Here is a 17,898-nt window from a genome sequence, read left to right on the forward strand (position 1 = left end):
AGGCTGCCAATCTGTCAGCGGCCAAAGCGCAACCTGCACCGGGCAGCGACGGCAGCAGCGGCCAAAGCGCAACCTGCACCGGGCAGTGACAGCAGCAGCGGCCACTGCGCAACCTGCACCAGGTGGTGACAGCAGCAGCGGCCAAAGCGCAACCTGCACCAGGTGGTGACAGCAGCGGCCACAGCGCTACTGACATCCGGAAGTGTCGGCAGCCGCCGTCCCATAGTCCTGCTGACAGTTGGCAGTGACGACCGAGCCGCACCCGGCCCAGGCTCTTGCCATTTCCTATGGCTATTTGTCTCTGTTGTGATTTGAGCGGCGGGGCGCAGATGACGGCCTCATTTATCCGTCCTTCTATCTGCTCTGCTATGCAGGAAATGAACAGATAAGCATGCATTTGCTGCCCCACAGCACAAGCTGAACAGTCAGACATGGCTTTATCAGCAACATCTGACGGCTTGCCGGGAAATCATTGCTGACTCATCAGGGCCGACTATCAGGGCTGATACTCAGCTCATGAAGCATGAAATGTCGGGCCGATAGTGGTACGTTGCGCACCGTGGCATCAGGACTGACTCTCAGGGACGATCCTCATGGTGGCTTCTATGGCAGATGCTGATGCGGTCGTATTGCTGATTTGGCCTGTAACACCTGACCATGAACTTACAAAGAAAAAGGCATGTCTTCGGACATGCCTTTTTCTTTGAGCGCAAATATCTAAAGGGACGAGGCTTATCTCAAGTGCGTGCAGAGGACGGTGCGACCATGGTAGTGGGGACAAATGAGTGTTTGTTGATGCGCGGGCGGTACTGCAGAACAGGCGAATGCCAGGTCCTTGCAAGGCAACAGCCCATGACTGAGCTGCGCCTTGCAGTACTGATATGCAGCTGGAACGACTATGGATGTATGGTTTGGTAACGTGCTGGACTTTCATGGGATGGTCAGGTCGCATTCTCTTTGAGGGCTGTACAGCCCCCTGTAATTTGCTCCCTGAAGTTATGAACGGCTTTTGCCTGTTATTAAGATAACACATCCATGTAAATTAATATGTAGTAAGTCTTAAATGCGATAAATATGCTGTTCTTTTGATAAGGCGCTTCATAGGGTGCCTTGTCTTTTGCCATGAAAGCATGGGGTTCGGGCAGCCTGTAATGGCATTGGATGCTGCAGGCTATGATAGGGTGACCGGGCTGCTATATCCGCAATAAATGGCCTGTTAATGGGCTTTTTGTGGGAAAAGGTACAGGTCGGAGAGATCTGGTGGAGTATTGGGCAGTCAGAAGGGGCGGTTTTGTTGGAATAAAGATAGATGAAAATTAATGTGCAAAGGGTTTGTTGTTTGTGAAAGTGGCATTCTCAGGCGGTTTGCAGATAAATAGTAGCTGTATAGAAAGAATTTTAAAGATTTAAGTATTGAATATGTTGCAATTTATCTAGATATAGATATAATGACCACATTGATACAACAAATTGAACTTAAAAAGTATCAAAGTGGTCACCAGACAACGTTTTACTCAGTCATACATCATGGGTAATAACAGCTTCAGGTTTCTGTGAGCCTGACTGGTGTCGGATTGTTTGAACAAACAGCTTGAGAGGGCAGTAGCTGGCTGCAAAGATGTAAAGCCCGGCTGCCTGGATCGAGCAAGAGAGTAAAGGTGACAGTTTCTGTACTGCCTGCAGTATTAAAAAAGCATTTGTGCTGTTGTGTCCTTGCTATATGCCCCCTGTATCTGTCTCATACAACAGACAGAGCCTGATTTGTGAGGTTATGTATGAAGCTTAGAGAGGGTGATATTGATCCGGGAGTCCCTCCATATCCGGATCCAGTAACCATAGACCAGACCAAGGCCAACATGGCCTATTACCGTAAGCGTGCCGGATATTCTCAGCGCGAGGCATCGGTAGCCCTGGGCATGAGCCAGGCAAATTACTGGTGCTTTGAAGCAAGCGTGGCTGGCAGAGAAAGGGCGCTTATTCTTCCTTATCGCATGCTCAGGGCCTTTGCCAGTCTCTTTGGCTGCCCTGAACACCTGATTGACCCAGCCCAGCCGGTCAATCGTGACGGTCGCCGTTTCAAGTCGATTTACATTGACGGTACCCTGGTTCACTGCGTAGAAAATCCTGTAAGCGATGATGACTATGCCAGCAACTTCAGATACTTCCTTGGCCTGTCATGCATGTCGCTTAAGGAACTGGCTGAGCGCACCGGTCTGTCAGAGTCCAGTGTGGGCAAGTGGCGTAATGGCTGTACCCGCTATCGTGGCAATAACATCATGCGTGCTCTGAAGGCCATGAACTGTATGGAGCACCGTGATCTCATTGTTAAGCCACGCAGAGTAGTCAGCGGCGAGCCTGTTAGGTTAAAGGATGGCACTGTTGTGAACTTGAGAGTGCCTGCCCTTAACATGGCTGATCTCAAGAACAATCTTGCCTATCACCTCAATGCCAATGGTCTTGCTTACAAGGACATAGACTTGCTGCTGCACTATCAGCCAGGTACCATCAAGCGCTGGCTGGATACGTCCAACAATGGCTTTATCACCGTTGATGATGCCAGGGTGCTCTCCGGTATGTACTGCTTCAGTGAGGCAGATATCTCCATTACCGTTCTGCACGCACATAACGACAGAGATAGGGGCTGTGGCTGCGGTGGTTCTCAGTATGGCAGCGGCCATGGGGGCGCAGCTTACGCTGGCGCAACCAATGCAGGTGCTGCACATCCTGGCTCAGCTCACGCAGAGGCAGCCTCAGTATTGGGACAGGGCGGCACAGCTGGCCTGCAGCCTGACTCCTCCATAAACTCCATCATGAATCAGCCCATGTCTGTCTTTTCAGGTAATAACGAGCACAATGCCCGTCCTGCAGATGCAAAGACAGGCAGCATTGCCGATTTCCTGAAAATGACTGACAGCAATGCCAGCATGGGCAGCATGCTTGCCTGTGATGACAGCATGTTCAACTACGATACCGGAGAGGGTATTCCATTGGGATCACTGGTGCTTCTTGAGCTCTCCAGCGGCGACGTCACGGACTACATAAGCCGTGTAGTCTGCGTCAGACTCAATGACTCAGAAGTGGCCATTCGACGTCTCAAGTGCATCAGAGGAGTAGTAAGCCTGTGCACTGACAATCCTGACATTAAGGAAAATTGCATTCCTATGCCTGAGGATGCCGTTATCGTCGGTCACGTGTTAGGCACAGTGCTGCGCTCATTCTGATCGCCCGTTACCCCATGCGCAGCTGCCACAGCCGCCTCCTGAACGCTGCTCCAGCAGCTGCCTCAGGGCCATTGCTCTCCGGCATCGCCATGGAGCAGCCGGGCCACTGGCCCCCAAAATAAAGGCCTGGAGGCATACGGCTCTGACATCTTTACGGCTCAGGCCGCATGGTGCGATAACCGAACAGGCAGCATAGCCGCACTGACCGCCTGACGGCTCTGGCCGCAAGGCTGCACTGACCGACTGCCGACCACAGCCGAAAGGTTGCACTGACCGCCTGACGGCTCTGGCCGCAGGGCTGCGCTTACCACGGAGCATGCGTCATTACCCGCATCATGAGGTATACATAAATAAGAAAGGGCACGTCTTATCAGGACGCGCCCTTTTGGCAATTGAATGTGAAATCTCTTTAAGATATTAATCTAATAAAATATATAAAGCGTTTTAATTGCCAGGTATTGAAAATCATTACCCATTCAGCTCATACCTTCAAAAACTTTACAACCTGCTGTAGCCCAGGTCATATCCCTGGTTGATGAACATGCTTCATACACATGGGCAGTGACTATGGCAGTGGCCATAGTTGCGGCCGTAGCAGTGGCCTTACTCATTCCATGTTCTATTCCCAGGTCCTGTGCTTTGCTCATAACCAGAACGCAGATCATGCTCTGAGCGCTCCTTAGGCTCTCAGAATTGTCTGAGTGATATCAGTGATTGACTGGCGTGATTTGGGGGCTGGAGCCTGTGTGGCTTGGAGGGTTGGAGATTTCTGTGCAGGTAGATCTGATGGCTGTGTACGGGGCGGTCTGCAGGCTGCCTTTGGCTGGCTGGTTTAATTGAGTTGCAGGCAGTTTTTTCTGTCAAAGTAGCTGTTATTTGATAATCGTGGATGGGGCGGGGCACTTATTGTGGTCTGATATGGTCTTTTTGTGGTGCCAGTCATTTATGACGGGCAGTGTATTGTTGTACACTGGTCTGATGTGTCCTGACCGGACTAATTACTGATGTGAATGTGTCAGTCTCTGGCATGGCTGTCGTGTCACCTGTCAGACAAAGGGAATGGACTGTGCAGCTTAATCCTTATCCCTGTATGTGGCCAACAAGGAGTTGAACCAAGTGAATATCATTGATTTTGCCAATAAGCGCGATGAGCGATACCTTGAGTACATCAAAAGCTCAGTCAAGGTAAGCGATGAGCGTATTAAAACAATGGTTGAGTCTGCTTTTGACAACAAAACTCTCTGGCCAGACAGGCTCATTCAGTTCAACCCTACGTTTGCACCGGGCAAGTCTGTAGAAGAGATGATTGCCGGAGACAGTGACGGACCAAACAAAGTAGACCTTGACCCGCGTCTGAGCAGCTTTTTCCAGAACCGCTTCCACAAGCATCAGGAAGATGCCTTGCGTCTTGCTGCCGCAGATAAGGACTTTATCGTCACCTCAGGTACCGGCTCAGGCAAGTCACGTACCTTCATGGCCTCAATCTTCAACTACATCCTCAAGAACGAGCAGCAGGTCAAAAACAGGACTGTCGCTCTGGTAATTTATCCGATGAATGCTCTCATCAACTCCCAGAAGCAGGAGCTGGAGAACTATCAGAAGATCTGGGAGGATTCTGGTCTGGGCGAGTGCCCTGTTACCTTTGCCTGCTACACTGGTCAGGAGACTGAGGTTCAGAGAGGTGCGGTTCAGAAAAATCCACCTAATATTATTCTGACCAACTACATGATGCTCGAGCTGCTCATGACCCGTAATGGTGAGAAAGGCCTGCGTGACAGCTTTCTGCAGTCATTGAAGTTTATTGTATTTGATGAGCTGCACACCTACCGTGGCATGCAGGGTGCGGACGTGGCCTATCTGATCCGCCGCATCAAGGCTCAGGCAGAGCAGTATGACTATCACAAAAACAATGTAGGTGAGATTAGATGCCTTGGCACCTCTGCAACCATGGTATCTGGTGAGAAGATCAGCAGCAATGAGCGCGTAGACACAGTTGCAAAGGTGGCCTCTGATATTTTCGGCAGCACCTACACCAGGGATAATATCGTTGAGGAAACCCTTACCCAGGGTATGGCCCCTGATCCTGTATCTGATGAGCAGTTAAAAGCTGCTCTGGAAAGAGGCTGCCCTTCATCATGCTCCAGTCTCAGCGAAGCTGTAAGTTTTGGTGATGATGTCATTAAAGACGAGCTGGAGAGATTTACCTGCTGGGAGATCAGTCGCTGGGTAGAGCAGAATATTGCTTTGCAGAAAAATGATAAGGGCATTTATCAGCGCGGCACTCCTCTGTCCATTGAGGCCATGGCGCAGAAGATGGCTCATGCTGCCTGGGGCTCTGTAAGTGAGAATGATGATAAAAAGCATTTCGAGCTGAGCAAGGGCAGAATTGAGGAAATGCTGCAGTGGGCCAATATCATCAATCGCAGCAATTACACTTTACAAAACCGAAAGTCTGTCATGCCATTCAGGATTCATCAGTTCATCAGACAGACTGGTACTGTGTATGCGACCCTTGGCAAGCCTGATTGTCGCTCCATAACACTTTATGATGTGATGTATTTCAACCGCAATGACAGGGCAGATGAAGGTGCGGTTGATGATGACGGCTACAGAAAATTTGTCTGCCAGATTGAAAACTCTTCATATAACAGCAGCAGAATTTTCTACTATCCGCTGCTGTTCAGCCGCTATTCAGGTCAGGAGTTTTACAGTGTACAGCTGGCTGCTGACACTGCTATTTCAGGCTACCGTATTAATCCAAGAGATATCGATCTCCCTCTGCCAACTGTTGAGGAGCAGAAGGAGGCCGAAAATCAGGGCGGTGAAAGCCTTACCATGGGATACATCATTGTTCCTCATGGCAATCAGACTGTAGATGATCTGCTAAGCTGCTGTAAGGAAGATGAAGATCCTGATGACTCCTACGACATTTTTGAGGATAAGCCATCCAAATCCAAAGCCAAAAAGAAGAGCAAGGCCGCTCTGAGAAGAGAGCCAAAGAGATTCTGGTTCCGCGCTGACGGTATTGGCTTTGATGATCCTGTTCATGCCGCTGATTATGACGACATGATCGAGGGTGTTTTCATCACAGCACCGCTGGCCTTTGACCCTACAGCCAATCTGCGCTTTACCTACAAGCCTTCTGACTACTCGCGCCTTTCCAAGATAGGCAGCGAGGGACGTTCTACTGCCACAACGGTTCTCAATTATCTTGACATTGTAACCATGAGGGAGAAGTTCGATGTCGGAGTTAAAGAATGCAAGGTAATGACCTTCGTTGATGCCCGTCAGGACGCTGCTCTGCAGGCCGGTCACTTCAACGATTTTATCTGCAGTGCCCTGTTAAGAGCTGGTCTTCTCAAGGCTGTAAATGATTTTACAGAGCAGCAGCTGGCAGCAGCCGCCAGCGACTCCGCTGGCGCATCCGCAGATGCTGCATCCGCATCCGCTGGCGCGGCTGCTGATGCCGCTGCAACTGACAGGCTGGAATTGCGCGCTACTCCTGGCAAGATTATCGAGGCCCTGTCTCTTGATTTTGAGGACTACATAAAGGACGAGAAGTTAGGCTACAGCCGCGCCAATGAGTCACATGAGACTCTTAACAGGTATCTGCTGTGGCTCCTGATGGGAGATATCTCTCACAACTGGTCTGTGAACATGCCAAATCTTGAGGCATGTAACCTGGTTGCTGTGGGCTACACCGGTCTTGACACCATCGATACCGACCCTGTGTATAAGCAGGGCTTCTGGTCCGTGTTTGAGGGCCGCACCGACTTAATCAAAGAAGTAATCACCATGGTGCTTGATTACTTCAGACTTAAGCGCGCCGTGCACGATGTGGTAGCAGACCTGCAGAGCGCTTCTGAGCTCAAGACTGCCATCTTAAATGACTTTAAATATCCCTGGCGACTTGATCTGGGGGCATCAATCACCCTTGCAGCTGCAGTCTGTGTCAACACCAGGGATTCAGGCCGTAACAGAAACAGGACAAGAAACCTCTACAGTGAGCTGGTAAGTATTGGCCCACGCAGTAACTTTGCAAGGAAGCTGCGCAATACTGTTGCTTTTAACAGGCTTTCACAGATTGAAATTGATAAGGATGAAAACTACTCATCCTTTATGACTGAGCTTCTTGACTCTATGAGCGCTTTCCTGATTAAAAGGGAAAGCAACTGTTACCAGCTTGATAACAGGGTTATCTACTTCAGGTTGCCTGATGAGAATGGCTGTAAGGTAACAAGTTTCGATGAGATCAGAGGCAGTGGCTGGAATGATCCTGAGTGCATGATCTATGACAGTCCTGAGATCAAGTCCAAAGAGAATGAGTTCTACAGGGCCCTGTATGAGGAGGTAGCCAAAATTTACTCTTCAGGAAAGAAGAGTAAGGATGGCAGCGAAATGCTCCAGGCACGCGAACATACTGGTCAGGTAGACAAGGAAGTTCGTCAGCAGACAGAGAGCGACTTCCGCGATGGCAAGTTCCCTGTTCTGTACTGCTCACCTACCATGGAGCTGGGTATTGATATCAGCGAGCTGTCTGTTGTTGGTATGCGTAATGTGCCTCCAACCCCGGCTAACTACACCCAGCGTGCCGGACGTGCAGGCAGAAGTGGTCAGGCTGCTCTGGTATACACTTTCTGCAGAACCAGAAACCCTCATGACAGCTACTATCTGAAGTATCCTGAGAGGATGGTCAATGGTGCTGTTAAAGAGCCTCGTATGGAGCTTATTAACGAAGATCTGATGAGGGCCCACCTGCACTCTGTCATTATGTCTATCAAGCCTGTTCCTGCCTTGAGCCAGTCAATGAGCCGCATCATCAACGACATCAAAACAGATCCGAACATTGGGCTGACAGATGAAGTCAAAGAGAGTCTGGAGCTTGATGAGCAGCAGATAGAGCAGGTCAGGACTGTGTTCAATACCTTAATATCTTATGAGGGTATTCAAAATAAGCTGGGGTCGGTTGACTGCCAGTGGTTTGATGACCAGTGGATTGAGCAGCAAATCAGAAATTACCCTGGAGATTTCGACAATGCATTTGATCGTGTGCGTCGTGTTATCAGAGATCTTGATGCTCTGCTCAATAAGCAAATGCTCAGCAGCCAGACTGTTCGCTCCCCTGAGATAAGTCTCGATCGCATTTTCATGCAGATTTCCAGGATCTACAGAGGCGATGACAGGGATCCGCAGAACAATGAGTTCTATCCTTTCCGCTATCTTGCTGCTGAGGGATTTTTACCAGGTTACAATTTCGAGCGCTTGCCGGTACGGGCTACGCTTAATTACACTCCTGCCAGCAAGAGTCAGATGTCAGGCAGTGGATTCAGGTATTTAAGCCGCTCTGGAAAGATAGCTCTGCTGGAGTTCAGTCCATTTAATACCATTTACTGCAGTGGGTCCAAGTTCAGTGTCAATCGTCTGAATATCTCTGGAGAGCTCAAGCGTGAGTGCATCAAGGTCAATGAGCACACTGGTGTTATCTGCAGCATTGAGAAAGATGACAGCCAGCAGCAGGCTGACATGCTCGATATCGTAACTGGTGAGACCATTATCCAAAAGGAGCTTGGTTCTTTCTGCTGCAAGATTGGCGATGTTACCGCCAGCGAAAAAAGTGGCATCAGCTGCCGTGAGGAGGAGCGTGAGTCAGCCCGTTATACCGTGGACACTTACATCAGGCCTGACAGCAGTGACTCCATGATTCGCAATGAAATCAGGACTGGTGATGACACCTTGATGAAGATGACGTATATGCCTGCATGTAAGGTCGTCTTTATGCTCAACAGCGCCTCAAAATCCAGTAATGGTGGCTTTTACATCGACTGTACTAATGGCTATTTCAAGTCTGAAAGAACTGTTGAAGAGCTCCAGAAAGCCAGCGACAAAAAGTCAAAGGCCACCAGATCTGAAAGCGACATAGACAAAATCAGAACCATTAATCTCTACAATGAGATTCAGGCAAATGGTATCTACTTCATACCTGATGTCTCAAAACTTGAGATGAAGAGCTTTGACTCACTTGATGGCACTGTCATTGATGCTGATAAGGCTGCCAGTGCCCGGGGGGCTGTTCTTACTCTGGCCTTTGCTGTCAAGAAGGCAATTGAAGATACGCTCATGATTGAAAGCTCGGAGCTTGCTGTAGAGCTTGTTGGCAATGATCGAGCTCCAAACTTTTTCATCTACGAGAGTGCTGAAAGCTCACTTGGTATTCTTAAGAGTCTGATTTGCAGCCAGGACAAGCTGCGCTCAGTGTTCCAGAAAGGATATGAAATCTGCTATGGAGACAAGGAGTATGACCCTGACGGTCAGGAACTCAGGGAGCTCAAGCCTGCTGATTACAGTAACCTTCTGAGCTACTACAACCAGCCGTTCCACACCCTGATAGACATAAGATCTGTGTACCTCTCCCTTAGGAAGCTGTGTGGCGACTCATGGCAGCTGCACTTTTACGGTCAGCAGCTTATGTCATCAGAGGATTATGAGCAAAAGTTCAATGAACTGATGCAGCTCAAGGACCCTGACAGCTCAACCGAGACTGCTTTCCTTGAGTATCTGCACAGCAACGGCATAAGACTTCCTGATGGTGCTCAGTTGAGGATGTCAGAGTTCATGATTCAGCCTGATTTCTATTACAACGACGATAAAGGTGAGGCCAGATATCTGATCTTCTGTGACGGCACCCCGCACGACAGACCTGAGGTCAGGAAGAGTGACATTGAAAGACGCGCCGAGCTTGTAAACACCGGCAGGTTCAAGGTATTGACCTGGAACTACAGAGATGACCTTGCAAGCTTCATCAGCAGAAACATCTCCCTGTTTTACAAGGTCCGCGAGTAGCCGCAACACTTACCTGTTTTACAAGGTTCACGAGTAGCAGCAACCTTCTGCCTGAAACCGGCTGCACTGAGCAGCATGACCATGCATGCACTATCGCACGTGTGCACGAACGCACTCGAGAGTGCATGCACGGATACATGCATAAATGCATATCTCCATGTCCTCAGTTGCAGTACTGAATTTGCATTACAAAATTAACAGGAGTGCATATTCTCAACAGCACTCTGGTTATCAATAATTGTTTTCTGAGGAAACGCCATGTCTGGTGATACCCATAAACTTCAGTTTAAGACAGGAACCCTGGTTGAATTCCGTAACCGTCCGTGGGTAGTGCTTCAGTCTGAGAAGCGTACCATTATGAAGCTCAAGCCTCTTGGTGGTACTGACGATGAGATTACAGGTGTTTACCTGCCTTTATATGCTGACAAGGGATGCAATACCGAAGACAAGGTTATTGACACGGCTCTGGTCAATCTCGGTCTCAAGTCATGGCAGTTTAATCCTCCTGAGCTCAGTGATCTGTACTCAGATCCTCATACCAGACATCTGTTTCTCGATGCCTGCCGCCTGTCATTCCGTGACATCTCAGGACCTTTCATGTCCCTGGGACGACTGTCCTTCCAGCCACGTCCTTACCAGATGGTGCCTTTACTTCTGGCTCTTAAGCAGGAGAATGTTCGTCTGATGATTGCAGACGACGTAGGTATTGGTAAAACCCTTGAATCTCTTCTTATTGCCCGTGAAATGCTGGCCCGTAAGGAAATCAAACGTTTTGCTGTTATCTGTCTGCCTCACCTGTGCGAGCAGTGGCAGAATGAAATCAAGGACAAGTTTGGCCTTGATGCTCACATCATCCGTTCATCTACCGTAACCCGTCTGGAAAAGAGCCTGCGTCAGGATCAGAACATCTTCCGTGATCTTCCTTACATCATCGTCTCCATTGACTACATCAAGCAGGATAATCGTCGTACTCTGTTCGTCGATCACTGTCCTGAATTTGTTATTGTTGACGAGGCCCATACCTGCGCTTTACCTCACAGCAAGACCAAGGGGCAGCAGCTGCGTCATTCCTTAATCAAGGATATTGCTTCACGCGAAGGCCAGCATATGGTCATGCTTACTGCTACCCCACACAGCGGTCATACCGAGGAGTTCCAGAGCCTGATTGGCATGCTCAATCCTGAGTTTGCCAGCTTTGATCTTTCTACTCCAAAGCAGCGTGAATCTCTTTCAAAGCATTTTGTACAGCGTCGTCGTGCCGACATTCGTCCATACCTCGGTGATGGAGAGAATGTTTTCCCTGAGCGTATGGCTATTGGTGCTGTTACTGAGGCGGCTGCAGCTGCAGCATCAGGCCGTGGCCGTCGTAAGAAGGATGATCATCTGGTTGATGCGGAAAACTATGTACACTCCCAGAGCTACTCTCAGATGCTGCAAAGCATTATCGACTATGTTCAGGAGGGCATGCGCAATGTGGCTAATGAGGACAGAAGAACTCAGCGTACCACTTACTGGGACCTGCTTTCTTTGATGCGTGGTGTGATGTCATCACCTGAAGCCGGCATCAGAATGCTTCAGAACAAGCTTGATAAGAAAGCTGAAAGAGCCGAAGTAAGCGAAAGCACAGACGAGGTTCCTAACATCTTTGCTTTCAACGACAGTCTCAAAGACCTGCTAACCGGCGATGACGTCGTGCCAGAGACTCTTGAGGCTGCCAAAAAGGCTGAGCGTGAGCGTTTTTCCAGCTTTATTAATGTTCTTGAGAGCATTAAGGAAAATGATGACGACAATAAGGTCAGACGTGCCCTTGATATTGTTAAGTTTGCTCTGTCTGAGGGCATGAATCCAATCATCTTCTGTCAGTATATTCAGACTGCAGAGTATGTAGGTGATTACATCAGAAAGGCTCTGAGTTCTGACAAGAAGCTCAAAAACATCAGCATTGCGACCATTACCTCAAGACTTGCTGATGAAGAGCGCAAAATCAAGATTGAGGAGCTTTCCAAAACAGAACAGCATGTGCTTGTATGTACTGACTGTCTTTCTGAGGGCGTTAACCTGCAGACAGGTTTTGACGCTGTAATCCACTACGATCTGCCATGGAATCCAAACCGTGTAGAGCAGCGTAACGGCCGTATTGACCGTTTCGGCCAGCTCTCTGCAAAAGTAATGATTGCCACTCTGCACTCCAGCCAGAACCCAGTCGATGACATAGTGCTGCGTGTGCTTTACCGCAAGCAGGAAGAGATTCGCAAGCGTCTGGGCGTCTATCTGCCTATATCCGACAATGATGAGTCCCTGATGGAGTCCATCATGCAGCGCGTTATGGAGTATGGACAGAGACATGTGGACGACGGTTCACGTCAGCTCTCCCTTTTTGAGTCCATGCCTGAGGTTGCTGAAAGTGAGATGCTTGATAAGGAGTTTCTGGTCGAGCTCAAGAGTATGGAGGACTTCGAGCGCAAGTCACATACTTATTTTGCTCACAACACCAGGCAGATGGATCCGGCAAATCTTAAGAACTCCCTTAACGCCGCCGCCCAGGTAATGGGAACAGTTGAGGATACCTGCAATTTTGTAGTTGGTGTGTTAAAAAACATGCTGCTTCTTCAGGTTGATAAGGACAGTGAGCTTTGCTACTCATTCTTCAGAAACCATCTGTTCAACTACTCTGACACCCAGTTACGTAAGTTTTTCTCAAGTGAAAACCAGACCGGTGTAGCCAAATCCAGGTCAAAGCAGGATGCAAACCGTATTCGCATCTCATTTGCCTCTCCTACACCAAAGAACTACATGTATGTAGGACGCAACCATTCTCTGGTTGAGTATCTGAGCCGTGCCGTCCTCAACGAGACCATCAAGAACACCCATGCATCACGCGCACGCCTCCATGCGCTCGAAAACGGCACTGAGCAGAGCTCTGACAGTGCTGCAGGACCAAGCTCGGACAAAGCCAGACTGCGTGGCTGTCGTGGCATGGTCATGAAGACTGCATATGTGCAGGAGAAGACCACTGTTTTGATGATGCGCGTACGCAGCGTAATCAGTGATGTGAAAAATCCTGAGCGTGAGCTGGTTGGTGAAGAGATGATCTTCATGGGTTACCAGGGCAAGATTGAGGACAGAAAGTTCATTACCGCTCAGCAGGCCAGGGAAATATTTGATAACGCTACCCCGGCCAGCAAATTGGAAATTGCTCAGCAGAAACAGGTCTTTGCTGACGGTATTGACTGGACTTACGACGAGCATGTGCTGCGCAGCTACACGGATGATGTAGCACAGGAGCGTGCTGAGCACATGATTGAAGCATTCAGCATGTACCGTATCTACGCCCGCTGCCCGGAGTACCAGTACGTATCCCCGGTATTGCCAATGGACGTAATAGGCGCCTACATCTACCTGCCAGCCTGACCGCCAGCCAGCGGCACCATACCTGCAGCACCCTCCCGTAAAACAAAGGAAACCATGGGATGGTGCGGCTTCAGATCCCAGATAATCAGAAGCCAGTCCTTAATACAATAACCATTGCATCTGCTTTATAAATCATTTTACATGCAGGATAAGAGTAATGAACTACACATCCATTCATGTGCACGGAAACTTGCTGACAGAGGAAATTCTTAACTCTGTAGAGCGTGATAAGACCTACACTGGCAACTCTGACAGTGATTATGGCGAGCCTGACTCTTTATCCTATGCTATAGACTATGCATGGTCATCGCTGAGGGCAGACTATAACTTCTTTACATCCCGTCCACTGCTCAAAGATCAGTATGGAACTACACGTTCCCGCAACCTTACTGAACGCCTTCTGCATAGCCTTGGCTACAGCCTGACCCGTCAGGATGTAAAGATTGTTATTAATGAGGCTGGCTACGATATTACTTATCTGGCCAAAGACCTCAACGACATGCCCTTCCTGGTGGTAGGCGATATCGCTGCTGCTGATGGGGATGGTTCAGCCGAGAAAAAGTCGGTTAACAGCCTTGATGCCCGCAATAAGGGCATGCATCGCCAGCGTTCGCCGCATGCCACCATGCTTGCTTACCTCAACTCAACTGACAATATTTACGGTGTAGTAAGTAATGGCATTACCTTGCGCCTGATTCGTAGCAGCGGTCAGCTGGTTAAACTCAGTTACATCGAGTTTGACATCAGAAAGATGGTGGAGGAGGACAAGTACACTGAGTTCTGTCTCATGTACAGACTGCTTCATGCCAGCCGTTTTAAGGTCAGTCAGGATAAAGCCTGCATTTTTGAGCAGTGGTTCAATGCCAGCATTGAGAGCGGTAACCGTATTCGTGATGGCCTGTCAGATGCTGTACAAAAGGCAATGGAGGGTATTGCCAATGCAGCACTGCAGGGAGAGGGTGAGGGTAATCAACTCCTGCGCAACAGCCTCAGCAGTGGACTGCTTAGTGAACAGGAATTCAATAAGGAGCTGATTCACTTTATCTACAGGCTTCTGTTCCTGTTTATCATTGAGGACAGAAAGCTAATTTTCGACCCTGATTTTGCTCAAAACGATGAGCAGAAAGCACAACTTGAGCAATTTGAGGCCGTATATTACGAGTTTTATGCAGCTTCACGCCTGCGTCGCAAGTCAGAATTGTCATGGCTGAAAAACAGAGAGTTTAATGACCTCTGGACAGGCCTTATGGAGACATTCCGCCTCTTTGAAAGCGGTAGCTTTGGTGAGGCTATGGGAATAAAGCCTCTTGGCGGAAGGCTTTTTAATGAGAACACGCTCAGGTATCTGAAGAACTGCTCCATAAACAATGAGCAGCTGCTTGAAGCATTCTCATGGCTGGATGAGTTCAGCGACCCTAAGGGCGCCAAGGTACGTATCAACTATGCTGCCCTTAATGTCGAAGAGTTTGGATCCGTTTATGAGGGCATTCTGGAAATGCGCCCTCGCATTACCCAGGGCAGCTCTATTTCAAGCTGGTATTTTGAATATGATGCCGGTCTGGAGCGTAAGACTACCTCATCTTTCTATACCAGGCCGGATCTGGTGCAGGCTCTGCTCAAGATTACTCTTGAGCCTGCTATCAAGGAGCGCATAAGCCAGCATGAAGGCAACCCGAAAGCTCAGGTTGATGCTATGTTGTCAATGAAAGTCTGTGACCCTGCCTGCGGCTCCGGACACTTTGTGCTGGCCATGGCCCGCACCATTGCCTGGTATGTCTGCTCCATCAGAACTGGTGAGGACAATCCTGTTTCATCTGATTACCGCCGCGCCCTGCATGAGGTTATTGCACAATGCATCTACGCAGTAGATCTCAATCCTGAGGCTGTAGAGCTGTGTAAGCTGGTTCTCTGGATTGAGGGGTACTGCGCCGGCATGCCGCTGTCTTTCCTTGACCATCACATCAAATGTGGCAACTCTGTCGTAGGACTTGGTCACAGCTTTGACATGCTGTTCAATGGTGTGCCTAAAGAGGCTTTTGCAGTTAAACAAACTGACAAGGAAACAGACAAGGAAGTAAAAAAGGCAATAACAGCCTGTAACAAGGCTGCTCTTGAGCATTTTGTCACTAACAATGGCACCATCTCTGATGGTGAGGCCATTGGTCAGGGTATGTTGCTGGACAGTCAGAATACCAGCGTCAATGTTGCCCAGATCATGGCCTCAGTTGCTGCTACCATGCGCAAAATCACTGACATTAAGGGCAATACCGAGGCTGATGAGCAGCGCCGCAAGTGTGCGGTAGAGGAGGTCATGGCTAGCCGTGAAATGCAGATTCTGCGCAATGCTGCCAATATCTACACCTACTCATACTTCCATCTTTTTGATACGCGAGACCTTGTAGCCATACGCGATTCAGGCACCGATGCCAGCACACTGCATGTTGTCCCGTCCATCCCTTATACAGGCACAGTCTACTCAGCCCTGCAGCAGCTCAATACCGATGATGATAGTGAGCACGATCCCCTTGGTATCAGCAATGTAGTAGAGACACCTCTGAACAATGCGGCAGCAGAGGCTGCATCAAAGTACAAGTATTTCCACTGGGCCATTGAGTTTCCTGAGGTTTTTGCGGACGATGGCGGTTTTGACGTCATGTGTGGCAATCCGCCATGGGATAAAATTAAGGTTGAAGATAAGCAGTGGTTTGCTCAGCATGGCCGTAAGGACATTGTTAGTGCTGGCAATGCCAGCATTCGCAAAAAACTTATTGATGAGCTTGATAAGCAGAATGACCCTGTAATATCGCTTTACAAAGCAGCCATTCATAATGCAGACAGTATGGGGCGATTCATACGTGCTGCAGGAAGATGTGTGCTGACAGGCTCTGGAGATATTGATTTATTTCCTCTGTTTGCAGAGCACTGTTTGAACTGCTGCATGGATGTTTGGGGACTGGTACTTCCTACTGGAATTGCTACTGCAGATAGCAATAAGGCGTTTTTTCAGAAGCTTAGCGAAGAAAACAGACTTAATGCACTGTACGATTTTGAAAATTCCGACAGAATTTTTGATATCCATCGTAGTTTCAGGTTCTGTATTATTGCTGCTGGCCATGGTAGTCAAGTTGAAAGAGATGTAAGTGTTGGCTTTTTCCTGACTAGACTTGATCAGATTCTGGATGAAAACCGCGTCTTTACTTTAAATACAGGTGATTTTGCCAGATTCAATCCAAACACAAGAACATGCCCCGTGTTTAGGACAAGTTATGACGCTCAGCTGACTCAGAAAATCTATACAAACTCGGTAGTGATGTGTAATGAAAATGCGGGCGATGAAACTGTTAAATCTCCTTGGAAAGTAAGGTTTGCAAGCATGTTTCATATGTCAGGAGATTCTGACAAGTTCAGAACATTTGCTCAGCTGACTAGCGTGGGCGCTATAAGGGAGGGCAGCAACTTTGTGCTTGGTGATATGGTCTATATCCCATTGTTTGAGGGCAAGATGGTCGGACAGTATAATCACCATTTTGGAGGCTTCGATAATAGAGCCAACGAACGACCATTAACAACCTTTGCACATGATCTGGATGACCTCAGGGATCCTGATCTTTCAATAGAGCCCTGGTACTGGGTTAAAAACAATGTCCCTTTAACAAAAGTGCCTAAATTAGTTGCTTTGGAACAAAGTGAAGGTAAGCAGTCACGTTGGTCGTTAGCAGTAAGAGACATTGCAAGGTCTACTGATAGAAGAACTGCAATAGCCTCTCTGCTCAGGTATGATTTCGCTATTGGAGGCACTCTCAACCTTGTGTTTTGCAATCTCGGTATTCTGAGGAGTTTACAGCTGCTTGGAATGATAAATTCCATGGTATTTGATTATGCTGCCAAGCAAAAACTGACCGGTGCGCATCTTTGCAAGTTCATTATGAAGCAGCTTCCTGTTCTGCGTCCTGATCAGATTGATGAGCAGCACCAGTGGCAGATCGTCAGACGCGTTGCTGAGCTGACTTACTTCAACCACGATATGGATGAGTTTGCTTCTGACCTTGCCGGAGAGCTTACCGATGAACAGAATGCACTGCTTGACGGCAGGCTGCTGCGCAAAGAGCCTTGGATCTTCAATGAGGAGCGCCGTGCAGTGCTGATGGCTGAGCTTGATGCCATCATTGCCAGTCTGTATGGCCTCAATGAAGAGGAGCTGATGTATATTCTGGATCCTGAGACCAAATTTGGTGAGGGCTGCATCCATGAGACTTTTCGTGTGCTCAAAGAAAAGGAGATGGAGCGCTTTGGTGAGTACCGTACTTTCCGTCTGGTGATGGACGCATGGCATCGCCTGCAGGAGGGCACCCTGTTCAGCTGATGCTTGAGCATGGGGTGCAGGTAGACTCCCGGCCATTGCGGCCCCGACCATGGATGCCATGGC

Annotated in this window: 5 protein-coding genes; all 5 read left to right on the top strand. The window is 48.8% G+C overall.

Annotated features, from left to right (window positions below; translation table 11 throughout):
• Positions 1-1,775: 1,775 nt before the first annotated feature.
• The 5 genes from MXE39_RS08620 (at position 1,776) to MXE39_RS08635 (ending at position 17,835) form a co-directional block, all read left to right on the top strand.
• Positions 1,776-3,221 carry a helix-turn-helix transcriptional regulator gene (locus MXE39_RS08620; protein ID WP_246978253.1) on the top strand — a complete coding sequence of 482 codons (1,446 nt, stop codon included), beginning with the start codon at positions 1,776-1,778 and terminating at the stop codon, positions 3,219-3,221.
• A 554-nt stretch (positions 3,222-3,775) separates the two neighbouring features.
• A complete protein-coding gene (locus tag MXE39_RS12980; protein WP_281503490.1) occupies positions 3,776-3,904 on the top strand; it encodes a hypothetical protein in 129 nt (42 codons plus the stop codon).
• 433 nt (positions 3,905-4,337) lie between these two features.
• The gene (locus MXE39_RS08625) at positions 4,338-10,061 is read left to right on the top strand and encodes a DEAD/DEAH box helicase (protein ID WP_246978252.1); all 5,724 of its coding nucleotides are present in this window, start codon (positions 4,338-4,340) and stop codon (positions 10,059-10,061) included.
• 258 nt (positions 10,062-10,319) lie between these two features.
• Positions 10,320-13,472 (top strand): helicase-related protein, encoded by a 3,153-nt coding sequence (locus MXE39_RS08630; RefSeq protein WP_246978251.1) that lies wholly within the window; start codon positions 10,320-10,322, stop codon positions 13,470-13,472.
• Positions 13,473-13,629: 157 nt separating this feature from the next.
• Positions 13,630-17,835: a hypothetical protein gene (locus tag MXE39_RS08635; RefSeq protein ID WP_246978250.1), complete on the top strand. Its 4,206-nt coding sequence runs from the start codon at positions 13,630-13,632 to the stop codon at positions 17,833-17,835.
• The last annotated feature ends 63 nt before the right edge of the window (positions 17,836-17,898 follow it).

Source organism: Anaerobiospirillum sp. NML120511, assembly GCF_023050955.1.
Classification (GTDB): Bacteria; Pseudomonadota; Gammaproteobacteria; order Enterobacterales; family Succinivibrionaceae; genus Anaerobiospirillum.